At 64.0% G+C, this 13,879-nt stretch carries 14 protein-coding genes; 6 read left to right on the top strand and 8 right to left on the bottom strand.

What is annotated here, in order from left to right; genetic code table 11:
- Window positions 1–343: 343 nt before the first annotated feature.
- A complete protein-coding gene (locus ABZW96_RS19770; RefSeq protein ID WP_355076501.1) occupies window positions 344–1,537 on the bottom strand; it encodes a helix-turn-helix transcriptional regulator in 1,194 nt (397 codons plus the stop codon).
- Window positions 1,538–1,773: 236 nt separating this feature from the next.
- Between ABZW96_RS19770 and ABZW96_RS19765 the strand changes: the two genes are divergently transcribed.
- From ABZW96_RS19765 to ABZW96_RS19745, 5 genes are all read left to right on the top strand, one after another.
- The gene (locus ABZW96_RS19765) at window positions 1,774–2,262 is read left to right on the top strand and encodes a DNA-directed RNA polymerase subunit beta (protein ID WP_355076499.1); all 489 of its coding nucleotides are present in this window, start codon (window positions 1,774–1,776) and stop codon (window positions 2,260–2,262) included.
- Window positions 2,255–2,584 carry a hypothetical protein gene (locus tag ABZW96_RS19760; protein WP_355076497.1) on the top strand — a complete coding sequence of 110 codons (330 nt, stop codon included), beginning with the start codon at window positions 2,255–2,257 and terminating at the stop codon, window positions 2,582–2,584. The genes ABZW96_RS19765 and ABZW96_RS19760 overlap by 8 nt, the downstream gene beginning before the upstream one ends.
- Window positions 2,581–2,895, top strand: a complete 315-nt coding sequence (locus ABZW96_RS19755) for a hypothetical protein (protein ID WP_355076495.1) — start codon at window positions 2,581–2,583, stop codon at window positions 2,893–2,895. The genes ABZW96_RS19760 and ABZW96_RS19755 overlap by 4 nt, the downstream gene beginning before the upstream one ends.
- Before the next feature lie 578 nt (window positions 2,896–3,473).
- Window positions 3,474–3,953 carry a hypothetical protein gene (locus ABZW96_RS19750; RefSeq protein WP_355076493.1) on the top strand — a complete coding sequence of 160 codons (480 nt, stop codon included), beginning with the start codon at window positions 3,474–3,476 and terminating at the stop codon, window positions 3,951–3,953.
- Between the two features lie 24 nt (window positions 3,954–3,977).
- Window positions 3,978–5,060 carry a hypothetical protein gene (locus ABZW96_RS19745; RefSeq protein ID WP_355076491.1) on the top strand — a complete coding sequence of 361 codons (1,083 nt, stop codon included), beginning with the start codon at window positions 3,978–3,980 and terminating at the stop codon, window positions 5,058–5,060.
- A gap of 174 nt (window positions 5,061–5,234) precedes the next feature.
- Here ABZW96_RS19745 and ABZW96_RS19740 read toward each other — a convergent pair whose 3' ends face one another.
- From ABZW96_RS19740 to ABZW96_RS19730, 3 genes are all read right to left on the bottom strand, one after another.
- Entirely contained in the window at window positions 5,235–6,005 is a 771-nt protein-coding gene (locus tag ABZW96_RS19740) for a glucose 1-dehydrogenase (protein ID WP_355076489.1), read from the bottom strand.
- 75 nt (window positions 6,006–6,080) lie between these two features.
- Window positions 6,081–6,782 carry a helix-turn-helix transcriptional regulator gene (locus ABZW96_RS19735; protein ID WP_355076708.1) on the bottom strand — a complete coding sequence of 234 codons (702 nt, stop codon included), beginning with the start codon at window positions 6,780–6,782 and terminating at the stop codon, window positions 6,081–6,083.
- A gap of 88 nt (window positions 6,783–6,870) precedes the next feature.
- On the bottom strand, window positions 6,871–8,052 hold the full coding sequence (locus ABZW96_RS19730) for a hypothetical protein (protein ID WP_355076487.1): 1,182 nt from the start codon (window positions 8,050–8,052) through the stop codon (window positions 6,871–6,873).
- A gap of 247 nt (window positions 8,053–8,299) precedes the next feature.
- On the opposite strand from ABZW96_RS19730, the gene ABZW96_RS19725 reads away from it, so the two are divergent.
- Window positions 8,300–8,446: a hypothetical protein gene (locus ABZW96_RS19725; protein ID WP_355076486.1), complete on the top strand. Its 147-nt coding sequence runs from the start codon at window positions 8,300–8,302 to the stop codon at window positions 8,444–8,446.
- Window positions 8,447–8,650: 204 nt separating this feature from the next.
- Here ABZW96_RS19725 and ABZW96_RS19720 read toward each other — a convergent pair whose 3' ends face one another.
- The 4 genes from ABZW96_RS19720 to ABZW96_RS19705 form a co-directional block, all read right to left on the bottom strand.
- On the bottom strand, window positions 8,651–10,414 hold the full coding sequence (locus ABZW96_RS19720) for an AAA family ATPase (RefSeq protein ID WP_355076484.1): 1,764 nt from the start codon (window positions 10,412–10,414) through the stop codon (window positions 8,651–8,653).
- A 358-nt stretch (window positions 10,415–10,772) separates the two neighbouring features.
- Window positions 10,773–11,963 (bottom strand): cytochrome P450, encoded by a 1,191-nt coding sequence (locus tag ABZW96_RS19715; RefSeq protein WP_355076482.1) that lies wholly within the window; start codon window positions 11,961–11,963, stop codon window positions 10,773–10,775.
- Window positions 11,964–12,004: 41 nt separating this feature from the next.
- Entirely contained in the window at window positions 12,005–13,276 is a 1,272-nt protein-coding gene (locus ABZW96_RS19710) for a cytochrome P450 (RefSeq protein ID WP_355076481.1), read from the bottom strand.
- Window positions 13,273–13,845, bottom strand: a complete 573-nt coding sequence (locus tag ABZW96_RS19705) for an ATP/GTP-binding protein (RefSeq protein ID WP_355076707.1) — start codon at window positions 13,843–13,845, stop codon at window positions 13,273–13,275. The genes ABZW96_RS19710 and ABZW96_RS19705 overlap by 4 nt, the downstream gene beginning before the upstream one ends.
- Between the last annotated feature and the right edge of the window lie 34 nt (window positions 13,846–13,879).

The following is a 13,879-nucleotide window of genomic DNA, read 5'->3' as shown; positions in this document are numbered from 1 at the left end:
TGACGTCACCTCGGTGAGTATCGCGATCCGCTCGCCGCAGGCACGGGCGACCGCCGTCGGCCCACTGTCGGCAGACCGACGTCCTTCGGCGTGATCTGGCCCTAGGGGTGCGGAGGAAGTGGCGCAGCTGGGCGCGCCGGGACAGATGTGCGGGCCGTAGCTGAAAGCCAAGTGCCGGTTGGCCGTCGAGCGGGAGAAGTCGAAGTCTTCGGCGTCCTCTTCCTTGGTCATCGGCGATGCCCAACCGCCGCTCGCCACTTCGGCGAGCGCGGCGGCGGCGCGGCGGGGCTGACGTTGTCGTGGAACATCGGGGTCTCGATGTACCCGGGACTCACCAACCGCTTCAGTATGGGACCTGCACGAAGTCCGCCAGTTCGCGGACCTCTGCGGTCAGCGTCCTCCGCTTCTCGATCATTCCTGCGAGGATGTCACGCGCAAACCGTTGTTTCACAAGCCATTCCGGCAGCTCCCGCCGGATCTGCTGAAGCACGGCGAGCGCTTCCGGGTACTGCCGCATAGCCGCGTGTGCTGCCGCAATGTCGAGCCGATGACGCTGCCACGGCCACGGCAGGGGGTACTTCGTCCCCGCCAGTTGCGCACCGATCGCCAGCGCCACTTGCGGTTTGTCGACGACCATCGCGTTCTCTGCCGCCAACATCTGCACGGTGACCGGGCCGAATGCGTGCAGCAGGCCGTCTTTGGAGTCGTGTTCACCGTGACGGATCGCCATCCCGGCTACGCGGGCGAACGCGAGCGCGTCTTCTGCCTCGCCAGGCCGGTTGTCACGTATCGCCGCTGTGGAGACACGTTGCAACATCAGTCCCCAACCGGCGAGGTCTTCCCGTGATGCCTTCGAGATCCGGCGCGGTTCGAGATCGTCCGCCCACTTAGTTGCAACCTCGCGCGCCTTGGCCAGATCGCCTTTGCGAATCCAGCGCCAGCAATCCGCATCTGCCAACGGCGCAGCAGCACGAAGGTCGGGGGCATCATCGAGTGCCAAGGCGATGGCGTGGTCTGCGGCGTCGAACTGCCAGGTCAGGCACATTTGCCATGCCACCATCTGGCGAATCCGTGATCGTAGTCTGCGTGCATCGGTGGTACCCGAATCCGCAGCAGAAACCAGGTAATCCGCGTCGCGCAACATCGGTACGAGCCGAGGAGCGAGTTCTGTGAACCGACCACCACGGAATAGCGGCTTGACCTCAGCGAATGTCGCACTGACACCGGCGACGGTCGGCGGCTCGCTGAACTCATCAGCCGGGTAGATACCAGCCAGCGCCTGACGGACCTCGGCCCACAACTCGACATCTGTCACGTCTGGATCGGCCGCATCCGGCTTGACGATCAACGCAGATGTTTCGACTCGCAGTGCACTCGCCAGCCGACGCGCCGTCTCAGTTCTCGTCGATTCCTGACCACCCTGCTCCAGAAGCCTGACCAGCTGAACCGATACACCGGAACGTTCTGCAAGCTCCGCCTGAGTGAGCCCACGCCGTTTACGAATACTGCGCAGGCGGTCCCCTAGTTGTGCGCCCATATGCCAACGGTACGTGGGCTCAATTGATTTCGAGAGATTTCCGAATTAGTAGTTTGCAACGCCGCTGCTCACTACTGCCATTGTGGCCATTGAGCCGAGCGCTGACGCTGAATAGGCCCCGACGCCGGGTGCTGCCGGTTCTTCATCCCAACCCTGCCGGTTGCCGGATTACGAGTAGCCTGCGGTTGGCCTCGGCGTCGGGTGCAAGCCAATCGTTCGAGCGAGGGGAGACGCTTGTGAACTCACAGCAACAGCCTGAGGACACACCGTTGTTGGTATGCGATTTCTATCGGCGAGTGTGCGACCTGCCTGCCGAAGTCCATCCGCCGCACCTGGGGCGCATCACGCTACGCGCGGGCCGGGTGTGCGGCGTGATGATGCCTGCGTTCATCGGCTCGGAAGTAAAAGCGTGGATGCACCGCACGGGCCAGCAATCCGGGCCGGTACTGACGCATCCGCGTTCGCAGCGGTGGACTTTCCTCACCGGGCCGGATCTGCCGGAGGACATTCGGTTGTTCGCGGAGATGTCGCGGTTGGGTGTGTCGATCCTGCGTGCAGGCGAGATCGCGTTGCCCGGTCCGGGTCAGCGGCCAGGTTTGTTCCGGGCGTGGGTGCACCCGCCCCGCGATGCCTACCGGCCATCCGGCCGGGTTGTGGTCGAGGCGATCCGGGGATGCGTCGCCGAGCGTGTGCGGCATCGAGGGCGGGTGATGGCGTATGCCTGAACACACCAACACTGTGGTGCCGCACGGGTGCGCTCCAGCGTGTGGGCCGTGGATCACCGTCGAACAATGCGGCCTGTTCACCTTCCACCACCAGACCGGCGAAATGCTGTCGGTCAAATGCCCGTCGATGAACTGCTTCGGGCAGATGGTGACGGTGGTTCGCGGTCGCATGGCCGACCACGATTCCCCGATGGACATCGCGCTCGGCGGGCAGAAATGCCCGTGGATCGGTATCCGCGTGGTGTTCGATCCCACCCGCTATCCCGACCCCGCCGCCCAGCCTGCGCCGCCGCCAACCCAGCCGCCGCAGGCCGGTCGGTGACCGGGGACCAGGACGCCGAGCGCGCCGACGCCGAACTCGACGTTCTTACCGACGTGATCGGCACGCTGGTAGCCGCCACCACAGACGCGGTGCCCGACGGGATGAGCGACACGACCCGTGTCCGTGTGATGGCGATGGTGGTCTATGAACTGATCAGCAGCGCCCGCGCTGCCGCCGCACCGCACACCGGACGCCTGTATGCCGCACCGGTACTCGATCCGATCATCGACAACATTCCCGCCGCCGACGACATCACCTTTCTGGACCTGTTGATCCCCGCCATCATCGGCCAGCACCTCAACAACACCTGAACCACCCAGACCGCCCCGCACGAAAGGCGCGTCCCCCTGGCCCCTTTGCACCACAGGGAAGCGCGCCACGCGCCGGGGCACCCAAAGGGGAAGGCTGCGCGGACGGGACTCCATCGGTGTGCCCAACCGAACCCGCCCGCCAGCCTTCCCCCGACACGCCGAATTTATTGCGCTACAGCAGCATTCAAACCAGGGTGATCCCTTCACGAAAGGCTCCCATGCAACCCGCAGACGAACCGCACCACTCCATGCACGGCATGACCTCACCTTTGCCGGACGAACCCGACGTGCACCTGATCGTGCGAATGCGCGGCCACCAGCTGCACTACGTGGCGTGCCTGACTGCGGCCCTGGTGTTCCTGTAAGACCAGAGTGTCCGCCGTTGCACCGACGCCGCAGCCGTCGCCAGCGGCGCAACCGACCGGCTGCCCCGGATGCCCTGTGAGCGGCTGTATGTCGAGCGATGATGGCGACACCCCGCCTCCGCACACCGCTTGCCCGGCGACACGTACCGACGTGACACTGTAGTGCTCGAAACCGCGACACGAGACAGCTCGCATGAGGGGAAGGCTTCGCCAGTGGACGACGACCAAATGGGTTTTGATATCGAATTCGACGCCGCAACGGAGGCGTACTTGGATTGGGTTGCGCCGGAACGCATGGAATCGGCCATTCGGAAATTCTTATCCGACACAGTTCCCGGAGTCGCCGCATACACGGATTCGTGGTGGAAACCGCCGTTGACGTTGCAAATCTTGGAAGCCACACAGAGTCGCTTCCACGACCGCGCAAGATTTTTTTCACCGGAGAACCGGGAAGTCGCAGATGAATTCATTCGATTTTTGGGTGAAGCTTGCGTGCGGCGGCATGCTGGGATGACATGGACGAATAGCCCGGACTCCGGTGCTCCTTTGTATTCCGATTTCGGACCCGCTGTGCACTTTTCTGACAGTGGTCTCGGCTGTGAGCTGATATCACTGGCGGAAGAGTTGTTCATGGAGAATTTCGGCCCCAAAGGGGTTGAATACAGTATTCGCATGGCCGGTAGACCTGCCTGATTCGACTGTAAGTGGGGGGCGACAGTGCCCGATGAGTACGATGCCATCCGGCGGCGATTGACCAACTATGAAAAGGGCCTGTACTTCGAACTGGGACGAGCGCAGATCCGGGGCGAGACTCGCGAACGCGGCTGGGTCCGTCAATTCGCAATCAGAATCGGAAAGAGTGTTCGCGTACTAGATTCCGCACGCACTCAGGGCAGGGGCGCAAACGGTGTCGAACGGAAATCGGGACGCGTCAACGAGCGAGAAACGCTCAGGCAACTGAAGACTGAACGCACGGCACTTCAGGCAGGAATACTTACCCAAAGCCGATGGGAGACTGTTTCTGGGGAAAAGGTGCCACGCTCCGTCCTCGAATACATGCGCGAAATAGCCCAGGAGTTCCCGGGCAGGTTTCAGCACGAAGTAGTTTCGAGGTCGGATGCACTTCGCGCGATGCAGCTCGGGCAGTCGCTGGTATCTCAACAATTGGAACTGATCCGGCCGTACGAGCTGCAACGGGCCGATCGGGCGCGGGAACGGCTGGCGAAGATTCGCCAGATCGTGCGGGCGCAAGAACGAGCCGAAAAATTCCGGAAGATCCAGCAATTCCGCGAAGCTGCCGCGCGTGGCCGGGCGGATGCCCCGCATCAGGTCGAACGCGACCGGCAAGCCCGTGTAGAGGCCGAGCGATCCCGGCAGGCACGCCAGACGCCGGAAACCGAGCGGGCACGCATCGAACGAGAAGCCGCCGAACGGGTGGCGCAGGAATTCCCGGTACCCAGCCAGTACCAGGAACGCGAAACCGCCGACACCGCAGAACAAGCGGCCCGCGAAGCGGCCGACGCCGCCACGGTGGAGCGCGAAGCGGCCGAGGCACGCGCGGCAGCAGCCGAGAAGGAACGCGAAGCGGCGTTCAAGGCGCTGGACGAGGCGAGGAACGCCGCGTTCAAGGAGCTGGACGAGAAAGGCCGTCTGTCGGAGGTCGAACGACTTCTGTGGTTGGGACAGGCGCAGCACCCACAAGCGGCGGTGCGGCAGCCGCCCGGTCACGCGCCGGGCGTGGCGCGTGGCGGCACCGGACACGGACAAGACCGCGCACGCGGAATAACTCGTGACCGATAACGTGGGCAGACCGATGCCCGACGTGCGCCGAACCTGGCGGGGTACGCCTGACCACCGCCACGCCGACCCACGCACCCCGGCAGAACTCGGCCTGCTCTGGCGGCCCATCCGGAAAGCCATCATCGAGTCAATGCGACGCGAACGGGTTCCCGCCCGTGACGGGGTTCGGTCCGGTCAGATCACTTCCCGGGAAATGGCCGCGACCAAACCGCCATCGATGATCAGATCCTGCCCGTTGACGTAGGACGCCTCGGCGGACGCGAGGAATGCCACGGCGTCGGCCACGTCCTCGGCGGTGCCGAGTCGGCGGCTCGCCACTTCGGCGAGCACGGCGGTGTGCGCGTCGGGGCTGACGTTGTCGTGGAACATCGGAGTCTCGATATAGCCGGGGCTCACCGAGTTCACCCGGATCCCTCGGGGGCCCAGCTCCGCCGCGAGGCTGCGGGCCAGGTTGTGCACGGCCGCCTTGGTGGCCGCGTACAGCGACGCGCCAGGCAGGCCGCGGTGCAGGGTCCACGACGCGTTGATGACGATCGCCGCGTGCACCGAAAGCAGCGGCAGCGCCTTCTGGACGGTGAAGAACACGCCCTTGAAGTTGATGTCCACGACGCGCGCGAACTCGTCTTCGCTGATCTCGGCGTTCGCCCGGAAGGACGCGACGCCCGCGTTGGCGAACACGACGTCCAATCGGCCGTGCCGGTCGCGGACGGCGGCGGTGAGCGCGTCGAGATCGGCCGAGCGCGCCGCGTCGGCCTGGACCGCGAGGACCCGGTCGCCGCCGCGCAGTGCGTCGACCGCCGCGTCCAGTCTGGCCTTGTCCCGGCCGGTGATGACCACCTGTGCGCCTTCGGCGAGCAGCCGTCGTGCGGTGGCCAGCCCCATGCCGCTCGAGCCGCCGGTGACGAGTGCGATCTTGCCGCCGAATCGGGAGATGTTGTGCGTCATGGGAATCAGCGTGCCGAAGGTCCGGGCGGGCGAACAGTGTCCAGTCCACCTAGGTGTGGCGCCACCAGGCTGCGGTCACCCTGGGGCGGTGAGCGCGACGCGCATCAGATCCTCCACCCGCTCCGCGCTCTCCGGCTGCGGGTTGTAGAGCACCAGGAACCAGCCGGGGTGGTCGGCCACCGCGAGGGTGGTCGTGTCGAACACCAGGTCGCCGGCGTCGGGATGGCGTACCGCCTTCACGGCCTGGACGGCGGCGTCCACGTCGTGGCGGGCCCACAACCGGGCGAATTCTGGGCTCGCGGCGCTGAGTTCGCCGAACACCCGGCCGAATTCCGGATCGTCGGGAGCGTAGGCGGCGTCGGCGCGGAAAGCGGCCACGACGGCGGGCGCGATCGCGGTCCAAGCCACGTGCATGCCGCGATACCGGGGGTTGCGGAAGAAGGAGACCAGGCAGTTGTGGTCGGCGGCGGTGAATCCGAAGACGGTGCGCGCCATGTCGTTGACCGCGAGCAGATTCCAGTAGCGGTCCCGCAGCACGGCGGGCCGCGCTCCCCAAGCGTCGAGCAGTCGGCGCAACTGTGGGGTGACCTCGGCGTCACGCGCCGGGCCCGGCGGCGGCGGATTGAGACCGGCGAGCAGATACAGATGCCGTCGCTCCGGGCCCGACAGGCGCAGCGCCGCGCCGACGGCGTCCAGCACCTCCGCCGACACCGTGATGTCGCGTCCCTGCTCCAGCCACGTGTACCAGGAGACGCCGACCCCGGCGAGTCGTGCCAGCTCTGCACTCCTACCGACTCGAGCTGGCGGCGATCCGCTTGTCCACGAATCGTCAGCGTCTTGCGGTCGAGCCGGTCGCGCCTCCGTGTCATCCTGGAGGTACCGGACGCGGCCGAGTAGCTAGGTATAAGTCAGGATTCTCCTCCAACAGCTTCAGCCAAGTAAGGTTCATCCCTGGGCGCTCTCCAGCATCCGCCAAGCCGCCCAGGAGATCGCGATCATCCAAAGTAGCTGCCACAGAGCCGTTCCCGGCCTGCTGTAAGGGCACCGATATCTCATCGAAGCGGACCAAGTACGCGTAGCCGCGGCCGATATCGTTGGCCATCTGACGCGTGCGCTCAACCCAAGAGTCGCTTACCGCACCCGACCCCTCGACGACGACCCCGCTGTAACCGATGACCTTCCCGTTCTCGATCAATTGGTAGCGGACCTCCCGTGCACTGCCCGGCGGATTGCGGTCCTTCGCCTGCTGCAGAATCCCCACTTTTCTTTTCCTGACGGCGGTGTCCCACGCGGGCCACTGGGCCGAGCGGCGCTCCGATGGGCGACAAGCAATTTCCGAGAGAAACACCTCATACCGGTCCGTACCCATCGGCCGGTACACCAGGTGCCCGGTGGGCAGCTCCGTCTGCGGATCGGTATCGGGAACTTCGACTAAGGACTCAAGCCCGGTGGACTCCGCGAACGCCCACCGAACGACCGGAGGCGCTTCCGCTATCAACTGGGAGTCCAACTGATGGAAGAAGTTCACCGCATCGAAGATCGTGTCGATGACCGGCCGCCCCTCAACCTGCTTGCGGTAGGCATCCCGCGCTTCGGCCCGCGCTCGCTTCGCGCGCTCAGTCGCGGAAGAATCGATGCGAACGTATCCGTCAGGCATGTCTGAGTACTTCGCCCACTCGTAGACCACCCGCATGCGCGTCGGCGCCATGGACAGAGGGACGCCGAACTGAGCTCCGGGCACGAGGAGGTCGTCGAAGACGATAGGTGAGTGCTCCTCGCAGTTGCGAATCAGCTCCAGCCCCATGACAACTCTGCCCAATGCATTTCCCGCTCGGTGGCTCCGGTAAGCGTCTCCGTGAGCGTTGAGGAAAACGGACTCGTCGAGGATGTTAACGGCCGACGCGACTCGGCGTGCTTCTAAAGCCGCAGCCTCCGGATCCTCCATGGTCGCGTACCAGTACGCCTCGATCGCGCGGCGCAACTCCCGCATGTAGCGAAGCCCTTTGGCAACGTGGCCACCCTCAAGGTGGAACTGCGCTTCGGTCACCACGACAGTCTCTCAGCGCAATTGCGGAACTGCCAGCGACTTTCCACCCGAGCACACCAGCCGAGTTGAATCAACTGAGGAGTTACTCGTCTCCACCCCTGACCACCGGCAGGCCCTTGGGTCGCAAAGGAGTGCGTAACCTCCGCGAGCTTCACAAGCCCTCGCCGCTCACGACGGAAAGGCCGTCAGATACGAATCCGCTGTGCGAACCCAGCTGACACCAGATACCCGGGCAGGATCAGCCGGTGTGAATGCCGTGGGGCAACCAGGAACGTCGAGCGCCGAGTTCGCGCAGCGTGCCGAACGAAAGGGGCTGCCGCTTGAAGCACACGAACGTATCGATCGCTCGGCATCGCTCAAAGGTATCGCCGTTGAGGAACAAGCCGGGCGTTGATCCACCGACCCGCCCACACCGCAACATCGACAAGAGCCGCGGACCCGAACTCGGAACAGGCAGCGAACGATAGTGACGTGTGCACCGGCTACGGCAAGCCTGAACAACCGCGGCCGGGTGGGTACCATCGCGCGCTTGGAGTTAAATCCTCCTGTAAAACAGCATCCCTGCGCGGCGCGATTTGTACGCCTATTGACTTCGGGTCTAATACCGCTGGACGCTTCTCACGGCCTCTTCGACCTTCAGGAGTGCGGCACGCATTTCGGTGGGAATTTCATACTCCTGCAGCGCTCCCGCAAGCCGTTCCATAGATATTGCTTTATGCTTCTTCGCCTGGAGTTGACTGTTGATTTTACTAATCAACTCCTTCGGAGGTACAACGCCAACCCTATTTTTAGGATCTCCCCATAAAGCATCAAACTCCGGTTTGAAAAGTTTTGTAACGGAAACCTGATGCTGGTGTGCCGACTTCTGCTCCCGAACCCGCTCATCAAGCATTCTCGCGAAGACATCATTCTGGAGGCTGGCGATCTCGTTATCGAGTATCTTCTGGACCTCTTGCGGATTCGCACCCGAAACCCTCGCCATAGCATCGACAGACAGGAGATAGCTCTCCAACTCCTTCCGACGCCAGACATGGCAGTCGATTCCTACTGCGCGGAAATCCTTCTCGATCTTGGTCGACATGGAGGTGGAACGGTAATCGCTATCCAAAATTAAGAAACATTCGACAGAATTATCTAAGAACTCCTTTACAACCCATTGAAACGGCTCTACAAGGTTTATCTTACTGTAACCCCCCAACGTTATAATGGATACTCCATCCTCCATCGCAAGTCGATTTGCACCGATAGTGCGACAAAGACGACGAAGAATCCGCATATCACGCCCTTCTACCATAAGGATGACTTTGGACCGCATCGCTTTTGCAAGACGCAGATTAAATTGGCTCCCGAGCGATGAACTCAACTTTTCCAGCAACGACTCGTCGCGAATCGATTTTGCCGCACGCTTACCGCGTTCGATCCACAATATGCTGGACTGCGGCATCTCCGAAATTATTTCTGCTGAATGTGTTGCTATGATAGTTTGACCGTGCACTGTCTCCAGCAGCTGAACTAGGCGCCGTTGCAGGTCTGCATGGAGGTACACATCCGGCTCATCGAGAACGACCGTAGCTCGGTCCCGCAACCTATAGATGTGATAAAGAATCTGTAGCCAAACCTGCACACCATCACCTGCCCAGTTCAACTCCTTTGGGATCTTACTTCCGACCTCGGCTAAAAAGACGTCCAGCGCGGTATCGCGCCCCGCTTCATGCTTGTCGATATCGGTTATCGTGATCTCCGGTAACCAAGGAGACGCAAACTGTTTGAAATCTTCGAGCTCGCCCGCTTCCCGAAGCTGATACAGCTGGTTCCTGAAATGACGGCTGCTAAGCCGAGACGCCTGGTTTCGACGAACGTAATCAGTGGTAAGCAGCATTTCAGTATGCTCGGTTGGATTTAGAATTGGGATAATTCCGAGCCTGGGAAAATTCGCTCGGACATCCGCTACGCTCATTGGTCGCTTTCTCGCGCCAGACATCAGATAAAAAGCACCCGCAGATTCGTCCGAGTCATCATGCTCCACAGCAGGCCAGATCGCTACTAGCTTGTTCCCATTTTCCCACAGTAGCTCAAGGCGGACCTCCAACTCGGTATGGAATTCGTGTCGCAGGCTTTCTTTCAGGGTGGGAAATTCCGCAAAACTTACCAGATATCCTTTGCTGCTACCCATCCCATCAATAACCTTCAGATCAGCCTTCCTGGCCCAAGCGGTTGCCAGTAGTGAATCTGCAAGTCTGATGGCAGTTAGAATTGTAGATTTTCCCGCATTGTTTGGACCGACAAGGCAAGCGCTGCCAGAGAATTTTATAGTGAAGTTTTGGAATGACCTAAAATTCTTCAAGCGCATTTCCTTGATCACATCCGACCCCTCAATATCAACAACTCCGGCAAGGAAGCTTGAAGCCTACACCGCTGAGAGGCGAGGATCGCCTAAATTTAGGCGAGGCTCCGCCTCACGGCATTGACGGTCGCGCCGGGCGCGCTCGGTCCTGCCCAGGCGACAAACACGGAGTGTGTAACGAACATGTCACCCCGGCGAGCATCGCGACCTCCTCCCGCCGCAGGCCGGGCGTCCGCCGCTTGCCCACGGTCGGCAGACCGACGTCGCGCGGCGTGAGCGTGGCTCTGCGGGTGCGGAGGAAGTCGCGCAGCTGCGCGCGCCGGTGCGGCGCCGGGGAATCACTGGCCATGGGCACGGTAACAACCCGTGCGCCGAATCAGTTCCCCAGATACACCGGGAACGCTTCGAGGTCGTTCTGGGTGAGCACCGGCAGGTTGCGGATCTGTTCGACCGGCACGGCGAAGCGCAGGCCGGGGAAGCGGGCGAACAAGGCGGGCAGCGCGATGCCCGCTTCCATGCGGGCGAGCGCGGCGCCGGGGCAGATATGCGGGCCGTAGCCGAAAGCCAAGTGCCGGTTGGCCGTCGGGCGGGAGATGTCGAAGTCGTCGGCGTCGTCGCCGTGCACGGCGAAGTCCCGGCCGATCGCACGGTAGGACATGACCACACCCTCGCCCTTTTCGATGACGGTGTCGCCGACGGCGATGTCCTCGGTGGCGAAACGCATGAGCAGATGGGTCACCGGGCTGTCCCAGCGCAGGGTCTCCTCCACCGTGGCGTCCCAGGTGTGGTCACCGGCGTGGACGGCGCTCAACTGCTCCGGCCGCGCCAGCATGGCGCGCACGGTGTTGAGGATGAGGCCGATCGTGGTCTCGTGCCCGGCGGCCACCAGCGCCTTCAGGTTGCCGACCACTTCCTCTTCGGTCAACGGCTCGGTGTCGTCGCCGCCGACGATGAAGGCGCTGGTCAGGTCGTCGGTCGGGTCGGCGGTCTTCTTGCGCACCAATTCGGTGAAATACAGGTCCAATTCGTCGATCACCCGCAGCCGCTCGTCCTGCGGCGTCAGCAGCGAGAAGAACGCTTTGTACCAGTCGAGCAGCATCGGATGGTCGGCGCGGTCCACGCCCATCAGCTCACTGATGACCCGCATCGGCAGCGGATAGGCGAACACCGTCTTGAGGTCGACCGCCGCGCCGTCGCGTCCGGCCTCGGCCAGGTCGTCGAGCAGTTCGGCGGTCATCCGCTCGACCGCGGGACGCAGCGCGTCGAGCCTGCGCTTGGTCAGCGCCTGGGTGGTCTTGATCCGCAGCCTGCGGTGCTCGGGACCGTCGACGGTGAACATGGAACGGCCCGCGTCGACCATACCGATCAGCGGCCACTGCCTGGTCACCGCGCCGGACTGCCACAGCGACCAGGCGTTGATGTCCTTGACCAGCCTGGTGTCGACGAGCAGCTGCCTGGCCAGCGCGTGCCGGGTGACGGTCCAAGCGGGCACGCCGAGCAACTCGATCCGGGTGAGCGGACCCGCGGCGCGCAGCCTGCTGGTCTCTCCGCCCAGGTCGCCGACCATCGGATCGATGACAAGGGCTGCTGCGTGTGGGCATTCTCTGCTCACGGGGTACCTCCGACGGCGCGAACGGGTGTGAAGCGGACGGGCAGGGATGTCATGCCGCGCAGGAAGGCCGACGGTCGCCGGACCAGGTTCTGGGCGGGCACCGCGAGATCGAGGTCGGGCAGCCGGTCGAGCAGCACCTCGATGCCGGTGCGCGCGACGACCTCGGCGATCTCCTGCGCGGGAAACGGGCAGCGGTATTCGCCGTAGCTGAACGCGAAGTGCGCTCTGTTGCCCGAGTGCGCCGGCTCGGCGCCGTCGGAAACATGCTGGCGCACATGGGGATCGGCGTTGGCCGCGGCCAGGCCGAGCAGCAGCATGTCACCGGCCCGGATGACCTTGTCGCCGAGCCGCGTGTCGCGGGCTGCCCACCGTCCGGCGAGGATCTGGGTCGGCGTGTCCTCCCACAGCACTTCGTTCATCGCCTGTCCCACGCTGTGTCGCCCGCCGCCGAGCGCCGCGGCGAACCGGTCGTCGGTGAGCATCAGCCGCACCGAGTTCCCGATCCAGTCGGCCGTGGGCAGGTATCCGGCGGCGGTGATCGCCATCAGGTCCAGGACGTATTCCTCGTCGGAGAACGGACCGGGATGCGCCAGCATCCAGGACACCAAATCGGCGCCTCGCGCGACTTTCTTGGTCGCGAGCAACCGCCCCATGTGCTCGGCGAACTGCTGATGCGCGGCTTGGGCGTCGGCCCCGCCGTCGGCGAGCGTCTTCATCGTCCACGCCAGCCGCGGTCCGTCCGCGTCGGGGAAGCCGAGGATCCGCGCCAGGGCCAGCACCGGCAGCGGTTCGGCGAAATCGGCGACCAGCTCCGCTTCGCCCCTGCCGCAGAACGCGTCGATCAGGCGGTCGGCCAGGTCCTCGCAGGTGCGGCGCAATTCGAAGGTGTCGACGGTCTCCAACGCCGGTTCCACCATCGCCACGTGCCTGCGGTGCTCCGCGCCCGCGGTGAAATAGATCGACGGCATCGGCTGCCCGACCATCGGCAGCAAGGGCCAGTCCGGCGGGATGTTCGGCCACTGGTTCCACCGCCCGACATCGCGGGGGAACAACTCGGGATCGTTGGTCACCTGATGCAATTCGCGGTAGCCGATGACCAGCCACGCGGGGACGCCGCCGGGCAGCTCCACGGCGACCACCGGTCCGTGCTCCCGGCGCATCTCGTGATAGAGCTGATGCGGGTCGGTATGGAAACGCGGGCCGCTCAACGTGACCGGTGCGGTGCGGACGGGGCAGCTGTCGGTGGAACTCGGCGCGGGCGTGGTCATGACGCGGCCTCCGGAGTCGGGAACAAGGGGCGCCGGGCCGCCGGGGACGGCGCGCGGGAATAGAGGTGCTCGACGAGGGTGATGAGGACGCCCTTGCCGGACTCGCGGGAGCGGGCGTCGCAGTCGATCACCGGCACGTACCGATCCAGGTCGAGCGCGTCGCGGACCTCGTCGGGGCGGTGGCCCTCGCCGAAGTCGTTGCAGGCGACGACGAACGGCGTCTTCTGGTGTTCCAGCCGGTCGACCGCGTACCAGGAATCCGCGATCCGGTGCGGGTCGACCAGCACGATCGCGCCGAGCGCGCCGGTGAACAGCCGATCCCAGAGGAACCGGAACCGCTGTTGTCCCGGTGCGCCGAACAGGTACAGCACGTGCTCGTCGTCGATGGTGATGCGCCCGAAGTCGAAGGCGACGGTCGTCGTCGATTTGCCCGGCGCGCCACTGGGATCGTCGATCTCCAGCCCCTCGTCGGTCATGATCGCCTCGGTATCGAGCGGCCGGATCTCGCTGACCGCGCGGACCATCGTCGTCTTGCCGACGCCGAAACCGCCGACGATGACGACCTTCAGTCCCCGCGTGGTCGCACGGTGCAGGGGCGCGTCC

The organism is Nocardia sp. NPDC004168 (genome assembly GCF_040610355.1).
Classification (GTDB): domain Bacteria; phylum Actinomycetota; class Actinomycetes; order Mycobacteriales; family Mycobacteriaceae; genus Nocardia; species Nocardia sichangensis.
This window is presented reverse-complemented; position numbering and strand designations above follow the sequence as displayed.

Bases quoted from the DNA above. Each gene is read 5' to 3' on its own strand.
- ABZW96_RS19770 (WP_355076501.1), bottom strand. From the start codon at position 1,537: ATGGGCGCACAACTAGGGGACCGCCTGCGCAGTATTCGTAAACGGCGT.
- ABZW96_RS19760 (WP_355076497.1), top strand. From the start codon at position 2,255: ATGCCTGAACACACCAACACTGTGGTGCCGCACGGGTGCGCTCCAGCG.
- ABZW96_RS19740 (WP_355076489.1), bottom strand. From the start codon at position 6,005: ATGACGCACAACATCTCCCGATTCGGCGGCAAGATCGCACTCGTCACC.
- ABZW96_RS19715 (WP_355076482.1), bottom strand. From the start codon at position 11,963: ATGGTCGGCGACCTGGGCGGAGAGACCAGCAGGCTGCGCGCCGCGGGT.
- ABZW96_RS19710 (WP_355076481.1), bottom strand. From the start codon at position 13,276: ATGACCACGCCCGCGCCGAGTTCCACCGACAGCTGCCCCGTCCGCACC.